This is a genomic window from uncultured Neptuniibacter sp. (genome assembly GCF_947498015.1).
GTDB lineage: Bacteria > Pseudomonadota > Gammaproteobacteria > Pseudomonadales > Balneatricaceae > Neptuniibacter.
The window spans coordinates 294431-315235 of sequence record NZ_CANMIR010000001.1 but is presented as its reverse complement, the minus strand read 5'-3'; the positions used below and the strand labels follow the sequence as shown (position 1 = coordinate 315235).

The following is a 20805-nucleotide window of genomic DNA, read 5'->3' as shown; positions in this document are numbered from 1 at the left end:
ATTGGTTGTCACTCTTCGGTGTGAACGCGAACCGCTAATACATCACAGTTCGCACCGTGAAGAACGCCGTTAGCGGTTGAGCCGAGTAAGAGGGCAAGTCCGTGACGACCGTGGCTGCCGACAATAATCAGGTCTGCTTCTATCTCATCAGCTACCCGATGGATCTCGGTCTCGGTATGCCCGGTAACGACTAGCTGTGATTCTATAGGGTAATCAACCGAATCACAGTACGCTTTGAGACGTTGTTTTGCATGCTGATCCAGCTGTTCCTGAATAGAGGTCAGGTCCATCGGAACGTCACCACCGTAGGCAAAGCTTAATGGCTCAATTACATGCATGACGCTTAGAGAAGCGCCGCTACTCTTGGCTACCTGGTATGCTTTTGCTTTGAGTTGGTCTGACTCCTCTGAGAGATCCAGTGCAAGAAGAATCTTTTTGTAAGTGCTCATAGATACACCCTCGATATCGGTTATTCTCAACTCTGTTATGAGATTAGCATAGAGCGTGCTTTAGAGTACTCTGTTAAAATTTATAAAACTGATTTTTATCAATATATTAGCTCGGAGAGCACTTATGAAATGGATGATTATCATCCTGATAATGATGTCATTGATTGGATCAATGATGTGGGTGATGCCAACGCAGCGTCAGAAGTATCAGGCCGCTTTGCGAATGAAAGCCAAATCTATTGGGTTTCAGATCCAGCTTGAGAAGGTGATCCCCCCCAGAGCTAAAGGAGAGATGGAACCGGATTCAAGGGATATGACGGCCTATCGCGTGTTACGTCATGACCTTAGCCGTGAAGAAAAGAATAATTTTAACGCATGGCAGATATATCGTGTTGAGTCAGTTGCAAATATTGGTCTTCCTGATGGATGGAGCTGGGCGCACGGCGAACGAACACTTTCGGATACTCAACTACAGAAACTTTCCGATTTGATTTTGGCGTTACCTTCCGGTGTGTTTTCATTGGAATCGAGTCCTGTGTTGGTTGGAGTTCATTGGGATGAAGAGGGCGGGGATGCCGTGATGGAACAGCTGTATGGTTTGCTGGACGCGTTTAGCAAAGAGGGGTTCTAGAATGACACCTACTGATGAAGTACGTCCAGGGCTATACCGTCATTACAAGGGGGCTGAATATGAAGTGCTCTATGTGGCGCGACACTCTGAAACAGAGGAGTGGCTGGTGGTCTACAAACAGTGTTATGGCGATGAAAGTATGTGGGTCAGACCGTTGGATATGTTTACGGAATCTGTTGAAACGCAGGATGGCTCCTTAGTCAAACGTTTCGCATTTGTCGGCTAGTTATAAGAAACGGTCCATTGAGTCGGATAGCGTACCCGTTGAACGCGTACGTTTCGGCTGTATCTGATTAATCATCTCGTCAACGCTGTCTAATCTGGGGCGCTTAATATTATGCGGGATGTTTGCACGTACGAGCAGCGCTTTAGCATGCCGGTAGTGAGAGAGCGCGGTCATCATATCTTCAGTACTTTTGAATTTATCCCCTTGGCTGATGTGGGCATCTACTACCACTGTAATTCTTAGCCAATACAGCTCTTGTTGGTAGCTGCGTGCGAGAGTCAGGGTTATTTTCCCCCCTTTGGCCAGCTGTATAACCAGCTTTTCAGCGAAATTAATATAGATCTGGGCACGCTTTAATGATTTGTCACTGGCAAACGCTTCCGGGGATGCATACGCTTTATCAGAAGCATCTTTTTGCTGTGACAGGGAATTGAACAGTTCGGAATCTGGAGCAAGCATGGAGACTTCTTCAAGCAGGGAGGTCGCATGCTCATTAATTTTCTGGACTATTTCCGGTTTGCAATTGGCTTCACGCAACACAGCAATAGCGTGCAGAATATGTTCGGCTTGGCCTTTTAGCCAAGTGAGACGTTTATCTTTGGCGTCTTCTTGTTGCTCACGAGTCGTGATAACGTAATTGACCGTTAATGCAACAAGGGCCACCACTGCGATCAATATTATGTAAATAAGATTATCGTTGAGCATCAGAAAAAACTTGGCAATTAACTGGTTGTTAAATATGGTGAATATTGTGGCCCGTAAGATCAGTTTGGTAAAGACATAGTTGATCCATTGGTCTACTTTAATCTGAATTGCTGCTTGACCATAGCAACGTCAACACTTATATATGCACCCAAATTATCAAATCTTAACAGAATGCTGAGTAAGCAGCGGTGGAACTTCTACCTTTAATAAGGTTCGCCGTGATGACCACAGAAGGCATAGCCCTACAGCAGATGTATGGCCGGAGATGAAGAAGGACCCAATGGGAAAATCCTTAGTAATAGTAGAGTCACCAGCAAAAGCAAAGACGATTAACAAGTATTTGGGTAATCAATACGTTGTTAAGTCCAGTGTTGGTCATATTCGGGATCTGCCTACAAGTGGTAGTACCAAAAAATCAGATCCTAAAGAGCGTGCAAAGCAGGCTGCATTGACGCGCAAAATGTCTCCTGAGCAAAAAGCTGTTCACAAGAAGAAAAAGGCGCGTGAACAACTGATTGGACGTATGGGCATTGACCCGGACAAAGGATGGGATCCTCACTATGAGATTCTACCTGGCAAAGAAAAAGTTGTTGATGAGCTTAAACGATTAGCAAAGTCAGCTGATGAAATCTATCTCGCAACCGATTTGGACCGAGAGGGAGAGGCGATTGCATGGCATCTGCGTGAAGCTATTGGCGGAGATGAGGGGCGATACCGCCGTGTTGTTTTCAACGAGATTACTAAAAAAGCGATCTCTGAAGCGTTTGAAGAGCCTTCTGCACTAGATATAGACCGCGTTAATGCCCAGCAGACACGCCGGTTTTTAGACCGAGTTGTGGGGTATATGATCTCTCCTCTTCTTTGGGAGAAGGTGGCGAGGGGCCTTTCAGCAGGGCGTGTACAATCTGTTGCAGTGAAATTGGTAGTAGAGCGTGAAAAGGAGATCCGTGCGTTCATACCTGAAGAGTTTTGGGAGGTGCAGGCAGATGCACTGACCACTGGGAAAGAAGCATTAAAGCTTCAGGTGCACCGCGTTAACGGGGAATCATTCCGACCAAGTTCTGAAAATGAAACGCGTGCACACCTGGAAAAACTTCAAGCGGCGAGTTATGAAGTTATCAGTCGTAAAGACCGTCCAACGACAAGTAAGCCTTCCGCCCCATTTATTACCTCGACATTACAGCAGGCTGCCAGTACTCGACTGGGGTTTGGTGTAAAGAAAACTATGATGATGGCTCAGCGACTCTACGAAGCGGGTTACATCACATATATGCGAACAGACTCGACTAACTTGAGCGCGGAAGCGGTAGAGAGTTGCCGAGAGTATATAGGGGATCACTTTGGTAGTGACTACCTCCCGGAAGCGGCCAATAGATACAGCAGTAAAGATGGTGCACAGGAAGCCCATGAGGCGATTCGCCCATCTGATGTCAATGTGGAAGCAACTGCACTGAAGGGAATGGATCGAGATGCTGAGCGACTCTACGAATTGATACGACGTCAATTCCTGGCATGTCAGATGACCCCTGCAAAATTTTTGAGCACACGTGTCACAGTTAAAGCCGGAGAGTTTGAGCTGGTTACTAAGGGCAGAATCCTGAAGTTTGATGGTTATACGCGTGTGATGCCGGCTAAAGGTAAAGGGGAAGAGGATATTATTCTGCCTGACGTCAAAGCGGGTGAGCTGTTATCTCTTGTTGAACTTCTTCCGAAGCAGCACTTCACTAAGCCAGCGCCACGGTATACGGAAGCAAGCTTGGTAAAAGAGTTGGAAAAACGAGGTATCGGTCGGCCTTCAACTTATGCTGCGATCATCTCAACCATTCAGGATCGGGGTTATGTTGAGGTTCAGAATCGTAGATTTTATGCCCAAAAAATGGGTGATATTGTCACTGAGCGTCTTTCGGAGAGTTTCTCCGATCTGATGGACTACAGCTTTACAGCTCGGATGGAAGAAAGCCTGGATGATATTGCTCAAGGTTCAGCAGATTGGAAGGAGTTGCTGGATCAATTCTATTCTGACTTTTCAGGCAAGCTCGAAGAGGCTCAGGGAGAGGAGGGCGGAATGCGACCGAACTCTCCTACAGAAACAGATATCAACTGTCCTGACTGTGGTCGCCCGATGATGATTCGAACCGCAAGTACGGGGGTTTTCTTAGGGTGTTCAGGATATAGTTTGCCACCTAAAGAGCGTTGCAAATGCACTATCAATCTTGTCTCTGGAGATGAGGTAGTTAGTGCTGATGGTGATGAAGAGGAAGAATCCAGAATTCTACGTAAAAAACACCGATGTCATATTTGTGACTCCGCTATGGATTCATACCTTATTGATGAGAAGCGCAAGCTTCATGTGTGTGGTAATAACCCAGACTGCTCTGGATTTGAAGTTGAGAAAGGCGAGTACCGAATCAAAGGATATGATGGTCCAACGCTGGAATGCGATAAATGTTCTGCAGAGATGCAGCTGAAAACTGGACGATTTGGTAAGTACTTTGGTTGTACCGAGTGTAAGAATACCCGCAAACTTTTGAGAAATGGCGAGCCAGCACCACCAAAAATGGATCCGGTTCCTATGCCTGAGCTGCAGTGTGAAAAGGTGGAGGATACTTATATTCTTCGAGATGGTGCTTCAGGGCTGTTTTTGGCCGCGAGTCAGTTCCCAAGAAACAGGGAGACGCGAGCTCCAAAAATAGTGGAATTGTTGCCGCATAAGACTGAAATTGATCCTAAATATGAGTTCCTATTTAGTGCGCCCAGCAGGGATTCTGAAGGTAATCTGAGTGTTGTTCGCTATAGCCGTAAAACAAAGGAACAGTACGTTATGACCGAGGTCAATGGTAAAGCGACGGGCTGGCGTGCATTCTATCGAGATGGGAAGTGGGTTGAAGAAGAGACCCGTAAGAAAGCTAAGAAATAATTGGGGATAGCATGAGCGGCATTTACTTGGCACGGACTAACCAAAAGTTAAGCTTTACACGCATACATCTTGATCAATTGAAACAGGCGCAGAGTGATACCAGTTGGAATAAGCATGCGCTGATTGAATCTTATAATGAGTCAGTACTTTTTCACCTGAACTCTGCATATGACGCTTTTCTCCGCGAGGTTGCGGAACTCTATAAGGTTGATACTGAATCATTGGATGGTTATCGCTCTCTGGCGGCTGAACTTGATCGGACCGGGGTGGAAAGTCCAGAGCTTAAGCAGTTGAGTGTGCTTGAGTCAGATGATTCTGGTTGGCTGCATAAGATGATGGCTGCGTATGAAGCCTGCTGGCATGGTTCGGATAAAAAAGAAGCGATAACTCAAACCTCAAGTGTCTCAGAGATTCATGTATTACAGGTGAATCCTGATCATGCAGAAGATGAGCAGATTATCAAAGAGTATGAAGCCTGGTTTGAATCCCTTTCAGAGCTGATCAATCGCCTTCGTGAAGGTATGCAGGAGTGGTAATTAAGTGTCAGATCTAAACCCGGAGATGGTACTCGAAATCATTGAGTTGGATGATGGTGAATTAGCTATTCGTCATGCCGATAGTGATGGGGAACCTATGCTCAGAGTAAATTTTTCAGATGAGCTCAGGGCCAAACTTAGTGATCAATGCCTAGATGTTGCACGAGTGATGTTGACAGCTGGAATTCAGATGGTAGCTGAGTCGGGACTGGATCTCACTGGAGATGAGAAAGAGGAAGCTGAGCTACCACCAACAATCCATTGATCTCCCCCTTCTCTGTTTCTACTCATCAGGCGCTTAGCTGTCTCCACGGCGCCTGATGATGATTCCATGACTTTGTCCCGTTTTAGCAGCGCATTCTAGATCATTATATTCAGAATCAGATAGATATCCTGGCCATGACACAACAGCATGGCTTGTTCCTGTGCTTAATGCTTGTTGGGCAAGTTGGAATGTACTGTGTTTGCTGTTGGGGTTCAGTAGAATTACTTTGCTTAGGTCGATCCCAGCTTCAAGAAGAAGTTGCTTAGGTAGCAGAACAGGTGGGGCAATCCAAACAAACCATCGATCATCTTTGCTGAGTTGAGCTAGCAGGGGCATCAGCATCGGAATGTTTGAGAAATTTTCATCCTGTACAACAATTTCCGTCAGTGAGCCCGAAAGTGATGTTTCAGATGGCTTTGCTTTGATTTTAAATATAGATTCATCAGTTGAATATTGAACAGCGTTCGATGAATGTGTTTCCTGCAATGCCAGCATAACTAGTTACCTCTGCGAATAACTCCGACGCCTAATCCTTCAATCGCTATATCTTGCTCGTTAAGGTCCACTATTATGGGATCAAAATCTTCATTTTCTGCGATTAGGTAGACAATGTTTCCATCTTGTTTAAAGCGCTTGACTGTTACCTCATCGTCAAGGCGCGCTACGACTATTTGCCCGTCCTTTGCAGTTTGGCATTGATGAACTGCCAGTAGGTCACCGTCCATGATGCCTACGTCTTTCATGCTGAGTCCTTTAACTCGTAATAGATAGTCCGCTTTAGGGTGAAAAAAATCTGAAGAAATGGTGCAGTGATCTTCAACATGCTCCTGAGCCAGTATTGGCGAACCAGCTGCTACCTGGCCAACAACAGGGAGACCTTGCTCCTCTTCCATTTCAGGGATTCTTATCCCTCTTGAGGTTCCGGGGATAATCTCTATTGCCCCTTTCTTAGCCAGGGCTTTAAGGTGCTCTTCAGCAGCATTTGCTGATTTGAAACCAAGATCTTTTGCTATATCAGCGCGTGTGGGTGGATACCCAGTATCACCAATATGACGCTTGATGCAGTCTAGGACTTCCGTCTGTCGTTTTGTCAGTTTCATGATGTTGTCTGGTTGTTTATACAGTACTTGTATTTTTATACAGTGGTTGTGATTTGTAAAGTGGCTTCTGTTTTTTTATACAGTGTTTTTGTCTTTGCCTTCTATTAACTGATAGAATCGCCAGCTAATCTAAGGTGGATTGCAATTTTGATTGATCAACAACTCCGGAAAATTATCCAAGAAGCGTATTCAGCGTTTTTAAATAATCGTGGTCTTAAAGCCAGGTATGGGCAAAAGATGATGATTGCTGAAGTGGCGCGCACTTTGGGGGCGATCAAAAATATTGATCTCCAGTCTGGAGAAGAGCGTAGTGGTCATATCTGTGTTACGGAAGCGGGCACAGGTACAGGAAAAACCATGGCGTACCTGCTGGCATCAGTGCCTGTTGCGCAACAGCAGAAAAAGAAGGTGATCGTTTCTACAGCGACGGTTGCACTTCAGGAGCAGTTAATTCTAAAAGATCTTCCCCAATTAGTGACTGATGCAGGTATCAATCTCACTTACGGTCTTGCAAAGGGGCGTGGCCGTTATTTTTGTGTTTCGCGCGCGGAAAAGACGCTTGAGTCGCAAAATGAACTTGGTCAGATTGCACTGTACGAAGATGAGGTTGCGGCTAAAGTTGATCAAGAAGTACTTGCAGAAGTAAAAGCGCTGTTAAGTCACTATGCTTCGGGGGATTGGGACGGAGACCGAGATGATCTTAAACACACAGTTAATGATCAGGTTTGGCGTTTATCTACCAGTGATCACATGCAGTGTACTAATCGCCGCTGTAGTAATTTTTCAATCTGTCCATTTTATAAAGCCAGGCAGGAACTCGATAAATGGGATCTGATCGTAGCAAATCATGATTTGGTACTGGCAGATCTTTCTTTGGGTGGCGGGACGATTCTATCGGCCCCGGAAGATACTATTTATATATTTGATGAAGGGCATCATCTGGGGACAAAAACCACAGGGCACTTTTCTTACAGTTTACGGCTCAAATCCAGTCTTCGATGGCTAAGTCGGGCAGGGCGTAACCTGAATAAGTTATTGAATGATTCCTCTGAACATATAGTGCTCGGTGATTACATCAATAAATTATCCAACCCACTTGCAGATATGGAACGCAATCTACAGGATTGGCAGACTCTGCTACAAGGGCTACTCGCGGATAAACTCTCTGGTGCTCAAGATCGTTATCGTTTTGCCCATGGGGTGATTCCTGAAGAGCTCCAGCTTGTTAGTCATAATTTCGCACATGCTGCGGAGCGTGTGGTCCTTAAGTTTGAGCAGATTGTCGATCTTCTGAAAGAGGGGATGGATGGAGAGTTGGCTGATATACCCAAAGAGATTGGGGAGAGATGGTATCCTCAAATGGGCGTGATGTTATCACGACTCCAGATGATGTACGGGTTAGCCAAAAGCTACTCTATACCAGATCATTCCGGGCGATCACCCACAGCGCGCTGGGTGAGTCGAGTTGACGGTAGTGACGGTATGGATATCGAGTGCCACAGCAGTCCTGTTTCAGCGGCTGATACTTTGAAAGAAAATCTTTGGAAGCAATGTTTCGGCGCAGTGATTACATCTGCAACTTTAACTGCCCTGGGTCGGTTTGACAGGATCTATGCTGATCTCGGGTTACCTCCAGACAGCCCTTGCTCCATTCATATAAGCCCTTTTGATTTCCAACATGTTGCCGAGCTTTGTGTGCCTGCGATGAGAGAAGATCCGGGAAAACCAGATCTTCATAGCGCAGAGTTAGCTGAATACTTGCAGGCCCTCCTGCCTCAGGAAAAGTCCGCTTTAGTGTTATTTAGCTCCTGGCGCCAGATGCGGTATGTTATTGAGCGTTTGCCTGATAATATTATGGGTAATACTCTGGCTCAGGGTGATCTGGCAAAACATGAAATTTTGCGGTTACATCGTGAGCGGATAGACAATGATGAGCAGAGCGTAATCTTTGGTTTGGCCTCTTTCTCTGAGGGTGTTGACCTTCCTGGTAAGTATTTAACCCATGTGATTATTACTAAATTGCCATTTGGGGTGCCTGATGATCCTGTCGATGCCACGTATTCTGAATGGCTTGAATCTCAAGGTCGAAACTCCTTTGAGGAGTGGGTAGTTCCCATGGCCTCTATGCGATTGACTCAGGCTACAGGGCGTTTACTGAGAACGGAGTCAGATAAGGGTAAAATTACCTTATTAGATCGCAGATTCGTTACCAAACGCTACGGCAAGCAGCTGCTAGCTGCTTTACCGCCATATCGGCGAAATTTTTCTTAGGAATAGATCAATTGAGTACAGAAAATAAAGTGATGAAAGAAGCAAGTGTGCCGGATAGCTCAAAGTCTGGTTCTTCAAAACAAACTCATCGCCGGCGATCGCGTAGTAGCGGTAAAAGTAAAGCATGGAATCCTGATGAGTTTATCGTTCCTGTTAAGGAGGGAAAAGCTAGATTTCATGATTTTAATCTCCCTGATCAGGTGCTAAGAGCTGTCTCTGATCTGGATTTTCAATACTGTACTGGCATTCAGGCAGAAACTATTCCTGCGGCACTCCAAGGCAAAGATATCATTGGTAAAGCTCAGACGGGTACAGGGAAAACTGCGGCATTTTTGTTAGGTATTATTACGGACCTCATCGATTTTCCCCTGGATGAAAAGTTGAGACTGGGTGAACCCAGGGCTTTGATTGTTGCACCTACTCGTGAACTGGCATTACAGATCAGCGAAGATGCTAAATTACTAGCCAAATACACCGACCTTCACATCGTAAGTCTCGTCGGTGGAATGGATTACGATAAGCAGCGGCAGAAACTTAAGAAAAAGCCTGTAGATATTTTGGTCGCTACTCCAGGACGTCTTATCGACTTTGTGAATCGTAAAGATGTAGATCTGTGGAATGTTGAAGTGTTGGTGCTGGATGAAGCCGACCGGATGCTCAGCATGGGTTTCATCCCGGATGTCAGAACAATTGTACGCAGTACGCCTCGAAAAGGGGCGGATCGTCAGACATTGTTGTATAGCGCGACATTTACTGATGACATCCTTAATCTTGCGGAGCAGTGGACCTTAGATGCGGTCAAAATCGAAATAGCTCCTGAGATTAAAACTACAGATAACGTAACCCAAACAGTTTATCTGGTTTCCGGGGATGAAAAGTATCGTTTGCTCCGGAATTATATGGATAAGGATCATGCAGAAAAGGTCATTGTATTCTGTAACCGACGTGATGAAACCCGAAAGCTAGCTGACCAGTTGAGCAAAGATGGTATCAAAGCCGCACTGATGTCGGGCGAAATCCCTCAGCAGAAACGTGTTCGGACACTCGAGGATTTCCGTAGTGGGAAAATCCAGGTACTGGTAGCGACTGACGTTGCTGGCCGTGGTATCCACATTGATGGTGTGACGCATGTATTTAACTATCAGTTACCTGAAGACCCTGATGATTATGTTCATCGTATCGGGCGAACAGGCAGGGCTGGTGCGTCTGGGGCATCAATCTGTTTTGCTTGTGAAGATGATTCGTTTCTTATCCCTGAGATCGAAGCAGAAACAGGGGTTAAATTAGAGTGCGTCCACCCAGAGTCTGAACTACTTCAGGAACCACAACCACATAGAGATAGTGCACCTGAAACTACAGAACTAAATAACGGCGAGACTGTTGTGAAATCGGTAGCCGTTGAAAATGAAAGTCAACAAAGCGAACAAGTAACACCACAACGGGAACAGGATGATTCAGCAGGACAGACACAAAACTAAACGGCTGGCCACAATTGTTGCTATTGTCTTTAGTGCAGTAATTGCTGCACTGGGGGTGGCAGGTTATCAGCGTACTGATGATCCTTTACAGCTTGTGCTTTTTCTCGGGCTGGCAATTTTAGGTTATCTAATCGTCATACTGCTGTTCAAGGGGATTAATAAGCTTCTTGATAGCTTGGATGATTCAGCTAATTAGTTTAATGCGGAAGTAAAAAGGCAATATGAACGCAAAACGAAAAGTCGCAGTACTGGGCGGCGGTAGTTTTGGGACGGTAGTCGCTAATATCGTTGCTGAAAATGGTCATGAAGTTAGTTTGTGGCTTCGTGATCAGCAGCGTTGCGATCTGATAAATCAAGCGCATGAAAACTCAAAGTACCTGCCAGGTTATCAGCTATCTGAAAACTTAACTGCCTACAGTTCACTGAAGGAGGCGCTTGAAGGAGTTGAGATGGTGTTCGTCTCAATACCAAGTCAATCTTTCCGCAATGTGATACAGATGGCAAAACCCTTTCTGAGTACAGATCAAATGATTATTAGTACGACGAAAGGAATTGAAGCTCATACCTTTAGTTTGATGAGTGAAATTATTCATGAGGAGTTGCCTGACGCTCGCGTAGGTGTGCTTAGCGGCCCTAATCTTGCGAAAGAGGTAGCAGCAAGGCAATTGACAGCAACCGTCATCGCGAGTGATTGTCAGTCGTTACGAGATTCGGTTCAATCTATTCTGCACTCAGCTTATTTCAGGGTATATGCCAGTTCAGACACATATGGAGTCGAGTTGGGGGGGACGCTGAAGAATATCTACGCGATCGCTGCAGGTCTGAGTGCAGCATTGGGGATGGGTGAAAACACTAAAAGCATGTTGATGACACGTAGTCTTGCCGAGATGAGTCGTTTTGCGGTCTGCATGGGCGCAAACCCGATGACATTTATTGGCCTGGCAGGCGTTGGAGACCTGATTGTGACCTGTATGTCCCCTTTGAGCCGGAATTATCGGGTTGGTTATGCTTTGGGTGAAGGAAAAAGCCTGGAAGAGGCTGTAGAGGCTCTAGGGCAGGTTGCAGAGGGGGTGAACACGATAAAGCATGTAAAGGAAAAGGCTGCTGAAATGGAAGTGTATATGCCGCTGGTATCAGGCTTATATGAGGTGGTTTTTAATCATGCCCCAGTCGCGGATGTAGTCAAAATGCTCATGATGAATGAACAGAGTACTGATGTAGAGTTCGTACTTCCGAGAAAAGAGGGTGTATGAAATTTTTTCTGATGCGTCATGGTGAGGCTGAACTTTTTGCTGATTCAGATAAACAGCGTCAATTAACAGTCAGAGGCCGGGCCGCATTAGATATTAAGATAAATCAGATAGCGAAGCAGCTTTCTGAGGTAGATATAATATTACACAGCCCATATGTGAGGGCGAAAGAGACGGCATCCATTGTTGGACGGCTGATTGAATGTCATCAATTTGTTGAGTTGGATGAATGGATTCCTGAAGGTAAGCCGGAGTCTGCTCTGGCATCATTAGAAAACTTTACCGAACAGACTCCACTGGTAGTGACTCATATGCCACTTATCTCTTATGTAGAAGCCCTCTGTTGCCATGGAGTGGTTGATTACCCCGCATCCTTCAGTTGCGGGGAGATTGTTGAGATTCAGGCAGACTGGCCGGTGTCTGGGCTTGGGATTGCTGTTTCTCGCTATTGATTGAGGGTGTTGTGTTGTTTGATTGCCCATCTTTTGTTTCAAAGTGCTTTTTCAATTTGATAATCATGGGATGATTTAAGTAAATACTTTCCCCTATGCGTATCTCTTTATCTCGGGATTCCTTTTCTTGAAGGAAATCAAATGCAATCGCCCTGTCAGCATATAGGTTAAGCTGCGGACTGATTTTTAACATATATTCAGACCAGGCTAAAAACTCAAGCGCATTTTGTGAATCTCCCTTTCTGATACCCACCATCATATTGCGCTTCAGGCGAAGATAGGTTGCCTGATCGTAAAAATAGATGGAATTAAGACCTGTAGTAAGGTGCTGTGGAGCAGATTGTCGAGATTTGTAATAATTTACAATTCCAGCATATGCGGTGTGATCCCTTACGAGAAGAAAGGTCGTGAAGATCAGCGTAATTGCTATAGAAATCGGTAGTGTTTTCTGAGCGCTTTCAGAGATTGAGTTGGTAGAATACTTAAGCTTTCCGGCTTGGTTCACGATAAATAGAAGGAACAGAAGTAGGAGCCAATGGAAGTTGGAGATATAAAAAGGAAGCTCTACTTGGGAATGGAGTGCGATTGGCAGGAGTAATGAGGCGTAGCCTGCACCTCTTTGCCACCCATCTTTAGATAGTTGTATAAAAGTGATGATGATCGCTGCTATTACCCCTATTACAGACAGTAGTCCGCCTTCAACTAACCAGTGTATGAATTCATTATGTGGATGGCTGAATCTTGGGGCATTACCCAAACTTAATTCATTATTGACCTGCTTTTCTGCACGCTTATCTTGAAATACTTTCTGGAAACTACCTAATCCATGCCCGATAAGCGGTTTTTCAGTAAAAAGTTCCCAGGATATCGAATAAACCTTCCAACGAATATCAGCTTCCACCCCACCTATTGCGCGATCAAATTTGGCGCTAGTTTTAGCTAATCCCGAGCTTCCCAATAAGCCGCCAGCGATTGTTGCGATAATGACGAGTATCAGTAATTTCTTTGCATGTTGGAAGAGTTTCCAGCGACCTAAAAACAAGATGAACAGCCCTAAACTGGCACCTAAAAGCCCGACTCTAGAACCAGAAATAGCAATCATATAGCTTGCAACTGTCGCAGCAATCAACAGTGTTAATTGCACTATCCAGCCCATAGATCTGACAGTCGGGCGACTTACGAGGTAGTAAACCAGTACCAACAGAGTCGCCATAGCTGAGGCTTGGAGGTTAATTTGTTGGAAGATCCCTACTGGGATATGGTTCGGGCTGATAGGAACAAATCCAATATTTTGTCCGCCAATAACAATCTGTATGCAACCATAGGTGGCTAAAATAATACCTGAGGCCAGTATTATGTAGAGTGACCGCTCAACATGCCGTGATGTGAGCCGGAATTGAAATAGAGCGATAAAAAACAGATAGCCGCCAATAATAACGGACAACCTAACTAACCACTCAATTGGATTGTTGTTTTCAGCAATGAGTCCCGTAATTACTGCCCCGATGGGCAGTAGCGCTAATCCAAACCAATATCTGGGAAGAATAATCTCCTCTGTTCGGTAAACCAGAAAGCTAGCCGCTGCGATAATCCAGCTGGCAACGATCCAGAGAGAAGTGTTGTGAGGTATATACAACCCCTCACCACCAAGGTTGGGTTGGTAATAGAAGGGAGCCAGTAGAAAAAGTATGCCGAACAGAACAAAAAAAAGCTTCTGAGGTTTTTGTAGCGAAGAGTCCTTTTCTAGTTTCAGTTGTAATGTCATGGCATATCTATTCCGTAGGCTTTGCTTGTCAAAACAAGATCTTAACCGAATTTCTGGTTATAGTACCTAGTGAATTCAAGTGAACGGGAATAATTGTTAGAGATGTCTTCTAATCATGAGATCGTAATCAGCGCCTCTGGCTATCAGGTTGTTGCTGTGGAATATGGTGATCCGCGCGGTAAGCCTGTTCTTGCTTTACATGGATGGCTGGATAATGCTGCTAGTTTCTTTGTTATGGCTAAGCACTTGCAGGGTGTCCGTTTAATTGCTCTCGACCTCATAGGTCATGGTCGTTCTGACCATCGTCCTCAACTGATGCCCTACCATATTTGGGATAACGTTGCTGATTTGCATAGCGTGATGCAGGCACTTAATCTTGAGAAAGTTGATCTGGTCGGGCATTCGATGGGAGCGAGCATAGCGATGCTCTTTGCTGCTACTTTTCCTGAAAAAGTAGGGCGAATGATGTTGATTGATGGGCTCGGTCCGTTGGCTTATGAGACTGAAGAACTGCCAGGTCTGCTTGCTGAAGCTATAGTCAGAAGGGATCGAATGGCAGCTAAGGCTCTCAAACCTTACCCTTCATTTGAATCGGCCGTTACGGCGCGTATGAATAGCCGATGGCCTGTACCCCGTGAAGCGGCAGAGGCGCTTCTTGAGCGTGGCTTAACTAAGACAGAAAAAGGGTATATCTGGAGTAATGATCCAAAACTATTACTGCCTTCGTTGGTACGTTTTAGTCCAGATCAGATCAGTTCATTTCTTAGATCTGTGAGATCAGAAGCTATAGTTATAAAAGCGTCTGATGGAGCCGCAGATACAGTTATTGATCGTTGGTTAGATGATCTGGATTGGGTTGATCTCGTAGAAATTGAAGGTAGCCACCATTTGCACATGTTTGAACCCATTGCGGCGCTACTGGCTCAAAAATTAAATGACTGGGTTTAAAATAGGTTTTAGAGGGGATCATATATGAGAGCATTATGGATCGTGATGATTGTCTTAGTTGCAATCCGTGTTCATGCTGCATCCGATATCTCAGGCGCGAAAGACTTTCCGAACCTGAAACGCTTTCCTGGCTCATATATCGTCCAGTTTAAACAAGAAAAAGGAAGTGACTACAGGCTTATTCTGGGTGGCTTGCAGAAAATTGATGGTCAACTCAGGCCTGAGAAAGAGCAGCGGTTAGATGGAACGTTGACTCGTATGACATATCGTATTCCTGAAAACCACAGTGCAAAGGAATCTTTCCGTTATCTGGTTGAGCAACTCGAAACTCAAGGCGCAGATATCTTGTTTGAGTGCTTTGGACGGGATTGCGGTAGTAGTAACCAGTGGGCCAATAATATCTTTAAATACTCCAGACTCTATGGTGTAGATAGTACGCAGAGCTATGCGGTTTATAAATTAGGTAACCAAAACATAATTATTTACGCTGTGCGAAGAGGGAATAAGCGGGTATATCTACGGCTAGAAGTACTGGAGGTTGAGCAAATAGATCTTCCAACAGCCTTGGGGCAAGGAATTGCAGCTGAATTTAAGGGGCAGGCAGAGGACTTTGATCAGTTAGTCAGTTTTCTTGCAAAGAATCCTGACAAAGTTATCTGGATCGTGCCTCAAAATGGTGAACCAGGAACAAGAGAGGAGCAGTTAAAACGCTCTGCTGAACAGGGACGGTTGATCAAGCAGCGCCTTATCGAAATAGGAGTTACGCCAGAATTAATCAGAGTCTACCCCTTGGGAGGCTTTGTGATGAACCCACAGCAGGCTGAATCTGTTTTCATATATAGTGATTAGCTAAGGGCAGGAGGCGTTATGGCAACAGTATCACTGGTGTTGGGAAGTGGTGGGGCCAGAGGATATGCTCATATAGGTGCTATTGAGGAGATAAAGCGCCGAGGCTATGAGATTATCGCTGTTTCAGGTAGCTCTATGGGAGCCTTAATTGGGGGCATGTACGCGGCGGGTAAGTTAGCTGATTACCGTGACTGGGTACTGACACTGAACTGGATGAAAGTGGTCCGGTTGCTTGATTTTACATTATCCCGAGGGGCGATCCGCGGTGATAAAATTTTCATTAAACTCTCTGAAATATTAGGTGAGATCAATATCGAGGAGCTGGCGGTCGACTTTACGGCAGTATCTGCTGATATCGCACACCAAAAAGAGGTTTGGTTCCAGAAAGGATCTCTGATAGATGCTATTCGTGCATCTGTGTCGGTACCCGGGTTATTTACTCCTGTCATTAAAGAGGGGCGGGTTCTGGTCGATGGAGGTGTCCTGAATCCATTACCTATTATTCCCGCTGTGGCAGCTCAGGCTGACTTGATTATCGCCGTCGATCTGAATACTGGGGATTCCAGTCACAGCCACCTGACCTTACCAAGTAATAAATACCTCAAGCGCAGCGGCATGAGTGATGAGTGGCACATGCCGGAGACAGGTCATAATCAAGAAGAAGTGGCTGTCACAAAATCAAGTGAAATTGGTGGCCGTATGGATATTCTCTTGAACTCTGTTGAGGTGATGCAGGCCAGCCTGGCCGAATATAAGATTGCTGGATACCCGCCCGATCTGGTTATACGTATCCCTAAAGATCTGTGTAGCTTTTATGATTTCCATCGTGCTGAAGAAACGATTGAGTATGGACGGTTAGCGGCACGAGAAAAACTGGAAGCGCTCGAAAAAGGCGATCCTATTAATTAAGATGATCTCCTGTTATTTCTCGCGCTTCAACAACACGTAAAGTGCTCCGGTGCCTCCATCTTTAGCCTGTGCCGAGCAGAAAGCTAAAACACCCCTCAGGCGCTTCAGCCACTCATTCACATATGATTTAATCAATGCTTGCTCGCTTCCGGATGAGTGAGCCTTACCATGAACAACAATAACGCAGCGAGCCTGGTTGCGGAGAGCATCGCTGATGAAGTGACTCAGTTGGTCCCTTGCCTGATCCACAGTGTATCCATGAAGATCGATCCCCTGTTCCCAGGGAATATGTCCCTGTTTTAACTTTTTCAGCACTCTCAGTTGTACTCCGGGGTTTGCAAAAATAAGTTCTTCGCCGGATTCAACCAGCTCTACCGCTTCATCAGAGAGCCCATCGATAACTTTCTCATCCTCTTTCATTGCTGCTTGGCGTCGATAGAAGATTGAGTGTGTGTTTTTTGCAGTCAGGGGTGCAACATCGGCTTTATCATGTCTATGGCGGGTTACACCCTCCATTGCATCTGAAAATGAGATGTCATCATTATCACCGTTGTATCGGTCTTTCATGGTGTTCCCGAGAGAGTTTTATTAAGATGGCGCCATAAATTTAGCAAATTATCGGCCCTTAATGTATGAGTGATCAAGCCCCGTCTCAAAATGTTATTGTGAATCAGCTACATACACTGCGAGATTACATTCGCTACGCGATGAGTCAGTTTGGAAAAAATCAGGTTTATTTTGGGCATGGTACTGATAACGCATGGGATGAAGCGACGCAACTTGTGTTGTCTGCTGTTCATCTTCCGTGGGATGTGAATCCCGCAGTGCTGGATGGACGACTGACTGATGATGAAAAGCATAGCGTGCTTTCCTTCATTGAACAAAGAGCTGTGCAGCGTAAACCGCTGCCATATATCACACATGAATCCTGGTTCTGTCAGTTGCCCTTTTATGTAGATGAGAGGGTCCTGGTTCCTCGCTCCCCTATCGCTGAGTTGATTGAAAACCAGTTTGTGCCCTGGTTGCGAGAAGGGGCGGTTGAGAACATCCTGGACCTATGTACGGGAAGCGGCTGCATCGGATTGGCATGTGCCTACGCATTTGAAGAAGCTGAGGTTGATCTGGCTGATATCTCTCAGGATGCGATCGATGTGGCTGAGATAAATATCCACAAACATGAGATGGCGGATCGTGTTGTCGCCGTCAAAAGTGATCTGTTTACTAATCTATCCGGTAGAAAATACGACCTTATCGTTAGTAACCCTCCCTATGTTGATGCGTCTGATCTGGCATCAATGCCTCAGGAATATGATCACGAACCTGAATTGGCACTGGGATCTGGTGCGGATGGGCTTGATATTACGCGGAGAATCTTACTCGAAGCCAATAATCATCTAAATGAAGATGGCTTATTGGTGGTAGAAGTGGGTAACAGTGAGGTGCATATGATGGAGCAATATCCAGAGCTTCCTCTGGTATGGCTCGAATTTGAACGTGGGGGCAATGGCGTCTTTGCGATTACTGCGAAGGAACTGCTCCAACATCGGGATTGTTTGCTATAATTCCGCCCCTGAATTCTTAGATAGTTTTGGATGGATCACTGCGATGTCAGGAAATAGTTACGGTAAGCTGTTCACGGTAACCACGTTTGGTGAGAGCCATGGTAAAGCGTTGGGTTGTATTGTCGATGGTTGTCCTCCCGGCATCGAGTTAACGGAAGCCGATCTGCAAATAGATCTGGATCGCCGGAAGCCGGGTACATCACGCCATACGACTCAACGACGCGAAGCGGATGAGGTTGAAATTTTATCCGGCGTATTTGAGGGTAAAACCACAGGAACACCGATCGGCTTACTGATCAAGAATACCGATCAGCGCTCAAAAGATTACTCAAATATTGAAGAGACCTTCAGGCCTGCACACGCGGACTATGTTTATACCCATAAGTACGGTTTCCGAGATTATCGCGGAGGCGGGCGCTCCTCTGCACGTGAAACCGCAATGCGGGTGGCGGCGGGTGCTATTGCTAAGAAGTTCCTGGCGTCAAAGGGGATTGAAGTTAAAGGTTATCTCTCTCAGCTCGGCCCTGTGGCGATTAATCTGGAAAACTTTGACTGGAATGAAGTTCACAACAACCCATTTTTCTCTCCGGATGCGGCCTCAGTTCCAGAGATGGAAAACTATATGGATGCGCTGAGAAAAGAGGGTAACTCGGTTGGCGCTAAGATCAGCGTCGTAGCAACGGGTACTCCTGTAGGATTGGGTGAGCCAATTTTTGACAGACTGGATGCGGATCTTGCGCATGCCCTGATGAGTATCAACGCGGTAAAAGGGGTTGAGATCGGTGACGGTTTTGACTGTGTTGCGCAGAAAGGGACAGAACATCGTGACGAGATGACGCCGGATGGATTCCTGTCAAATCACGCAGGGGGAATCCTTGGAGGGATATCAACAGGGCAGGATATTGTTGCACATATTGCGCTGAAACCGACCTCCAGCCTTCGCTTACCGGGTCGTAGTATTAATTCTCGGGGGGAGGAGATTGAGGTTGTCACTAAAGGACGCCATGACCCCTGTGTTGGTATCCGTGCTACGCCTATAGCAGAGGCGATGATGGCGATTGTGCTGATGGATCACCTGTTAAGAGATCGGGCACAAAATGCTGATGTGACCTGCGATGTCCCGATTATTACCTGATACTGATTATCGCCGAACGACCTTGAAAGGATAAATTAGCGATAATTTATCCTTTTTTTATAGCTGTTATTTCATCAGGTGCATAGCCATGTCATTTGATCTTCTTGATCATTATTCGTTGGATAAACAACCCAATTTCCCACCCAGAACCCTGCCGGTAGGGTTCATGTTGCGGCTTGCCAAGGCACTACACACCTATGGTATGACAGCATATGAACTGGAAAGCACGATGAAGCGTGTAGGTCAGACGCTCGGCTTTGGTGTTCAGTGCCTGGCACAACCCACCAACCTGATTATGAGCTTTTCTCACCCTGATGAGCCCGAACCTAAAACCTATGTTTTCCGGGTTGAACAGGGGGAGGTCAATCTTGAACGTCAGATTCAGGTGAATACCGTTGTACAAGATGTGATGTCTGGAGGTCTGAGTGTCTCTGAAGGAGCAAAACAACTGAAAGATATCTCTAATTCACCGGTTCGCTTTGGACTCAAAGGGCAGATGGCAGGGTTTGGTCTGCTGTCTGCCGGAATAGCCCATCTTCTGGGGGGGGCTGTCCCTGAGATTCTTGTTGCGTTGTTAATTGGCGTGCTTACTGGGCTGATCGCGGTTAAGTTTCTGAAAACCGATTCCCTTAAATTTCTGTTTCCGACCTTATCAGCCATTATTTCTGCATTGTTGGCGAATTTTGTGGCAAGCCTGGGCTGGCTGGATTCTCCCTACATTGCGACAGTCTCAGGAGTCATCGTATTAGTTCCAGGATTACCCCTAACGACAGCTGTAGCTGAACTGGCACGACAAAATATGGTTTCGGGGACAGCGCGGTTGGTCTATTCCGGCACTATCTTTTTACAGATCGGCTTTGGGGTTGCGATCGGTAATGCGTTGGGGATGACATTGTTCCCGGCAGAGAGTATCTCTCTTCAATGGTATCTGCCTGATTGGGCGTTATGGCCGGCTATTATTCTTGCGGGTGTTGGGCTCTGTTTTCTTTTTCAGAGTCGTCCCAAGGACCTTCCATGGGTCATCCTTGGTGGTTTGGTGGCTTTTGCGACAACCTGGTATGGGGCGCAGTTTTTTGGGCAGGTGATGGGCGCTTTTATCGGGGCGTTTGTAACAGGTGTAGTGGCCAATATTTTTGAACGCTTGTCGGGCGTCACCCGAAGTGTGATGCTTTTGCCGGGCATTATTCTTTTGGTGCCGGGTAGTGTTGGATTTCAGAGTCTCTCTTTGCTGGTGGAAAAAAATGTGCTTGAGGGCGTTGATACGGCTTTCAGTATGAGTTTTGTTGCGATCGCTTTGGTTACTGGTTTGCTATTTTCATCTCTGGTTTTACCTCCAAAAGAGGCGTGAACCTGTACT

22 protein-coding genes are annotated in these 20805 nt (G+C 45.9%); 16 read left to right on the top strand and 6 right to left on the bottom strand.

The genetic code is table 11. The features are described from left to right. Positions 1–8: 8 nt before the first annotated feature. Entirely contained in the window at positions 9–449 is a 441-nt protein-coding gene (locus Q0882_RS01595) for a universal stress protein (protein ID WP_299177091.1), read from the bottom strand. Positions 450–573: 124 nt separating this feature from the next. Between Q0882_RS01595 and Q0882_RS01590 the strand changes: the two genes are divergently transcribed. After that, positions 574–1080, top strand: a complete 507-nt coding sequence (locus tag Q0882_RS01590) for a hypothetical protein (RefSeq protein WP_299177088.1) — start codon at positions 574–576, stop codon at positions 1078–1080. A 1-nt stretch (position 1081) separates the two neighbouring features. Further along, positions 1082–1306 carry a DUF1653 domain-containing protein gene (locus Q0882_RS01585; RefSeq protein WP_299177085.1) on the top strand — a complete coding sequence of 75 codons (225 nt, stop codon included), beginning with the start codon at positions 1082–1084 and terminating at the stop codon, positions 1304–1306. Here Q0882_RS01585 and Q0882_RS01580 read toward each other — a convergent pair whose 3' ends face one another. Continuing rightward, entirely contained in the window at positions 1307–2011 is a 705-nt protein-coding gene (locus Q0882_RS01580) for a DNA topoisomerase I (RefSeq protein WP_299177082.1), read from the bottom strand. 280 nt (positions 2012–2291) lie between these two features. On the opposite strand from Q0882_RS01580, the gene topA reads away from it, so the two are divergent. Genes topA through Q0882_RS01565 form a run of 3 tightly spaced genes read left to right on the top strand, consistent with a single transcriptional unit; the run spans position 2292 to position 5729 of the window. Beyond that, positions 2292–4928 (top strand): type I DNA topoisomerase, encoded by a 2637-nt coding sequence (topA, locus tag Q0882_RS01575; protein ID WP_299177080.1) that lies wholly within the window; start codon positions 2292–2294, stop codon positions 4926–4928. Positions 4929–4939: 11 nt separating this feature from the next. Beyond that, the gene (locus Q0882_RS01570) at positions 4940–5464 is read left to right on the top strand and encodes a DUF6586 family protein (protein WP_299177078.1); all 525 of its coding nucleotides are present in this window, start codon (positions 4940–4942) and stop codon (positions 5462–5464) included. Positions 5465–5468: 4 nt separating this feature from the next. Then, positions 5469–5729 carry a hypothetical protein gene (locus Q0882_RS01565; RefSeq protein ID WP_299177076.1) on the top strand — a complete coding sequence of 87 codons (261 nt, stop codon included), beginning with the start codon at positions 5469–5471 and terminating at the stop codon, positions 5727–5729. Between the two features lie 33 nt (positions 5730–5762). Here Q0882_RS01565 and Q0882_RS01560 read toward each other — a convergent pair whose 3' ends face one another. Both Q0882_RS01560 and lexA read right to left on the bottom strand, forming a co-directional pair. Next, complete coding sequence (locus tag Q0882_RS01560) at positions 5763–6224, bottom strand: SulA-like leucine-rich domain-containing protein (protein WP_299177074.1); 462 nt, start codon at positions 6222–6224, stop codon at positions 5763–5765. A gap of 2 nt (positions 6225–6226) precedes the next feature. Further along, positions 6227–6832, bottom strand: a complete 606-nt coding sequence (gene lexA, locus Q0882_RS01555; RefSeq protein ID WP_299177424.1) for a transcriptional repressor LexA — start codon at positions 6830–6832, stop codon at positions 6227–6229. Between the two features lie 144 nt (positions 6833–6976). Here lexA and dinG point away from each other — a divergent pair, with 144 nt between their 5' ends. Genes dinG through sixA form a run of 5 tightly spaced genes read left to right on the top strand, consistent with a single transcriptional unit; the run spans position 6977 to position 12280 of the window. Next, on the top strand, positions 6977–9100 hold the full coding sequence (dinG, locus tag Q0882_RS01550; protein ID WP_299177072.1) for an ATP-dependent DNA helicase DinG: 2124 nt from the start codon (positions 6977–6979) through the stop codon (positions 9098–9100). A 32-nt stretch (positions 9101–9132) separates the two neighbouring features. Continuing rightward, entirely contained in the window at positions 9133–10578 is a 1446-nt protein-coding gene (rhlB, locus tag Q0882_RS01545; protein WP_299177421.1) for an ATP-dependent RNA helicase RhlB, read from the top strand. Then, complete coding sequence (locus Q0882_RS01540; protein ID WP_299177069.1) at positions 10550–10774, top strand: hypothetical protein; 225 nt, start codon at positions 10550–10552, stop codon at positions 10772–10774. Before rhlB ends, Q0882_RS01540 begins: the two co-directional genes overlap by 29 nt. Positions 10775–10799: 25 nt before the next feature. After that, positions 10800–11831 (top strand): NAD(P)H-dependent glycerol-3-phosphate dehydrogenase, encoded by a 1032-nt coding sequence (locus Q0882_RS01535; RefSeq protein ID WP_299177067.1) that lies wholly within the window; start codon positions 10800–10802, stop codon positions 11829–11831. Beyond that, on the top strand, positions 11828–12280 hold the full coding sequence (gene sixA / locus Q0882_RS01530) for a phosphohistidine phosphatase SixA (protein WP_299177064.1): 453 nt from the start codon (positions 11828–11830) through the stop codon (positions 12278–12280). The genes Q0882_RS01535 and sixA overlap by 4 nt, the downstream gene beginning before the upstream one ends. Here the strand turns inward: sixA and Q0882_RS01525 are convergent. Further along, positions 12204–14045: a PglL family O-oligosaccharyltransferase gene (locus tag Q0882_RS01525; RefSeq protein WP_299177062.1), complete on the bottom strand. Its 1842-nt coding sequence runs from the start codon at positions 14043–14045 to the stop codon at positions 12204–12206. The genes sixA and Q0882_RS01525 overlap by 77 nt on opposite strands. Before the next feature lie 102 nt (positions 14046–14147). Between Q0882_RS01525 and Q0882_RS01520 the strand changes: the two genes are divergently transcribed. The 3 genes from Q0882_RS01520 to Q0882_RS01510 are packed head-to-tail and all read left to right on the top strand — an operon-like array spanning position 14148 to position 16751. Further along, on the top strand, positions 14148–14993 hold the full coding sequence (locus Q0882_RS01520) for an alpha/beta fold hydrolase (protein ID WP_299177060.1): 846 nt from the start codon (positions 14148–14150) through the stop codon (positions 14991–14993). Between the two features lie 24 nt (positions 14994–15017). Continuing rightward, a complete protein-coding gene (locus tag Q0882_RS01515; protein ID WP_299177057.1) occupies positions 15018–15842 on the top strand; it encodes a DUF4892 domain-containing protein in 825 nt (274 codons plus the stop codon). A gap of 18 nt (positions 15843–15860) precedes the next feature. Next, complete coding sequence (locus Q0882_RS01510; RefSeq protein ID WP_299177054.1) at positions 15861–16751, top strand: patatin-like phospholipase family protein; 891 nt, start codon at positions 15861–15863, stop codon at positions 16749–16751. Between the two features lie 12 nt (positions 16752–16763). Here the strand turns inward: Q0882_RS01510 and Q0882_RS01505 are convergent, their stop codons facing one another. Then, positions 16764–17318, bottom strand: a complete 555-nt coding sequence (locus tag Q0882_RS01505; protein WP_299177052.1) for a Smr/MutS family protein — start codon at positions 17316–17318, stop codon at positions 16764–16766. Between the two features lie 65 nt (positions 17319–17383). On the opposite strand from Q0882_RS01505, the gene prmB reads away from it, so the two are divergent. From prmB to Q0882_RS01490, 3 genes are all read left to right on the top strand, one after another. Then, a complete protein-coding gene (prmB, locus tag Q0882_RS01500) occupies positions 17384–18313 on the top strand; it encodes a 50S ribosomal protein L3 N(5)-glutamine methyltransferase (RefSeq protein WP_299177049.1) in 930 nt (309 codons plus the stop codon). A 43-nt stretch (positions 18314–18356) separates the two neighbouring features. Further along, a complete protein-coding gene (gene aroC / locus Q0882_RS01495; protein ID WP_299177046.1) occupies positions 18357–19448 on the top strand; it encodes a chorismate synthase in 1092 nt (363 codons plus the stop codon). Between the two features lie 88 nt (positions 19449–19536). Then, on the top strand, positions 19537–20796 hold the full coding sequence (locus tag Q0882_RS01490) for a threonine/serine exporter family protein (RefSeq protein ID WP_299177043.1): 1260 nt from the start codon (positions 19537–19539) through the stop codon (positions 20794–20796). Positions 20797–20805: the final 9 nt, after the last annotated feature.

Excerpts from the sequence above, each read along its gene's own strand:
- Q0882_RS01595 (WP_299177091.1), bottom strand. The coding sequence starts at position 449 with ATGAGCACTTACAAAAAGATTCTTCTTGCACTGGATCTCTCAGAGGAG.
- Q0882_RS01590 (WP_299177088.1), top strand. The coding sequence starts at position 574 with ATGAAATGGATGATTATCATCCTGATAATGATGTCATTGATTGGATCA.
- Q0882_RS01585 (WP_299177085.1), top strand. The coding sequence starts at position 1,082 with ATGACACCTACTGATGAAGTACGTCCAGGGCTATACCGTCATTACAAG.
- Q0882_RS01580 (WP_299177082.1), bottom strand. The coding sequence starts at position 2,011 with ATGCTCAACGATAATCTTATTTACATAATATTGATCGCAGTGGTGGCC.
- topA (WP_299177080.1), top strand. The coding sequence starts at position 2,292 with ATGGGAAAATCCTTAGTAATAGTAGAGTCACCAGCAAAAGCAAAGACG.
- Q0882_RS01570 (WP_299177078.1), top strand. The coding sequence starts at position 4,940 with ATGAGCGGCATTTACTTGGCACGGACTAACCAAAAGTTAAGCTTTACA.
- Q0882_RS01560 (WP_299177074.1), bottom strand. The coding sequence starts at position 6,224 with ATGCTGGCATTGCAGGAAACACATTCATCGAACGCTGTTCAATATTCA.
- rhlB (WP_299177421.1), top strand. The coding sequence starts at position 9,133 with ATGAAAGAAGCAAGTGTGCCGGATAGCTCAAAGTCTGGTTCTTCAAAA.
- Q0882_RS01540 (WP_299177069.1), top strand. The coding sequence starts at position 10,550 with ATGATTCAGCAGGACAGACACAAAACTAAACGGCTGGCCACAATTGTT.
- Q0882_RS01535 (WP_299177067.1), top strand. The coding sequence starts at position 10,800 with ATGAACGCAAAACGAAAAGTCGCAGTACTGGGCGGCGGTAGTTTTGGG.
- sixA (WP_299177064.1), top strand. The coding sequence starts at position 11,828 with ATGAAATTTTTTCTGATGCGTCATGGTGAGGCTGAACTTTTTGCTGAT.
- Q0882_RS01525 (WP_299177062.1), bottom strand. The coding sequence starts at position 14,045 with ATGACATTACAACTGAAACTAGAAAAGGACTCTTCGCTACAAAAACCT.
- Q0882_RS01520 (WP_299177060.1), top strand. The coding sequence starts at position 14,148 with ATGTCTTCTAATCATGAGATCGTAATCAGCGCCTCTGGCTATCAGGTT.
- Q0882_RS01515 (WP_299177057.1), top strand. The coding sequence starts at position 15,018 with ATGAGAGCATTATGGATCGTGATGATTGTCTTAGTTGCAATCCGTGTT.
- Q0882_RS01510 (WP_299177054.1), top strand. The coding sequence starts at position 15,861 with ATGGCAACAGTATCACTGGTGTTGGGAAGTGGTGGGGCCAGAGGATAT.
- Q0882_RS01505 (WP_299177052.1), bottom strand. The coding sequence starts at position 17,318 with ATGAAAGACCGATACAACGGTGATAATGATGACATCTCATTTTCAGAT.
- prmB (WP_299177049.1), top strand. The coding sequence starts at position 17,384 with ATGAGTGATCAAGCCCCGTCTCAAAATGTTATTGTGAATCAGCTACAT.
- aroC (WP_299177046.1), top strand. The coding sequence starts at position 18,357 with ATGTCAGGAAATAGTTACGGTAAGCTGTTCACGGTAACCACGTTTGGT.
- Q0882_RS01490 (WP_299177043.1), top strand. The coding sequence starts at position 19,537 with ATGTCATTTGATCTTCTTGATCATTATTCGTTGGATAAACAACCCAAT.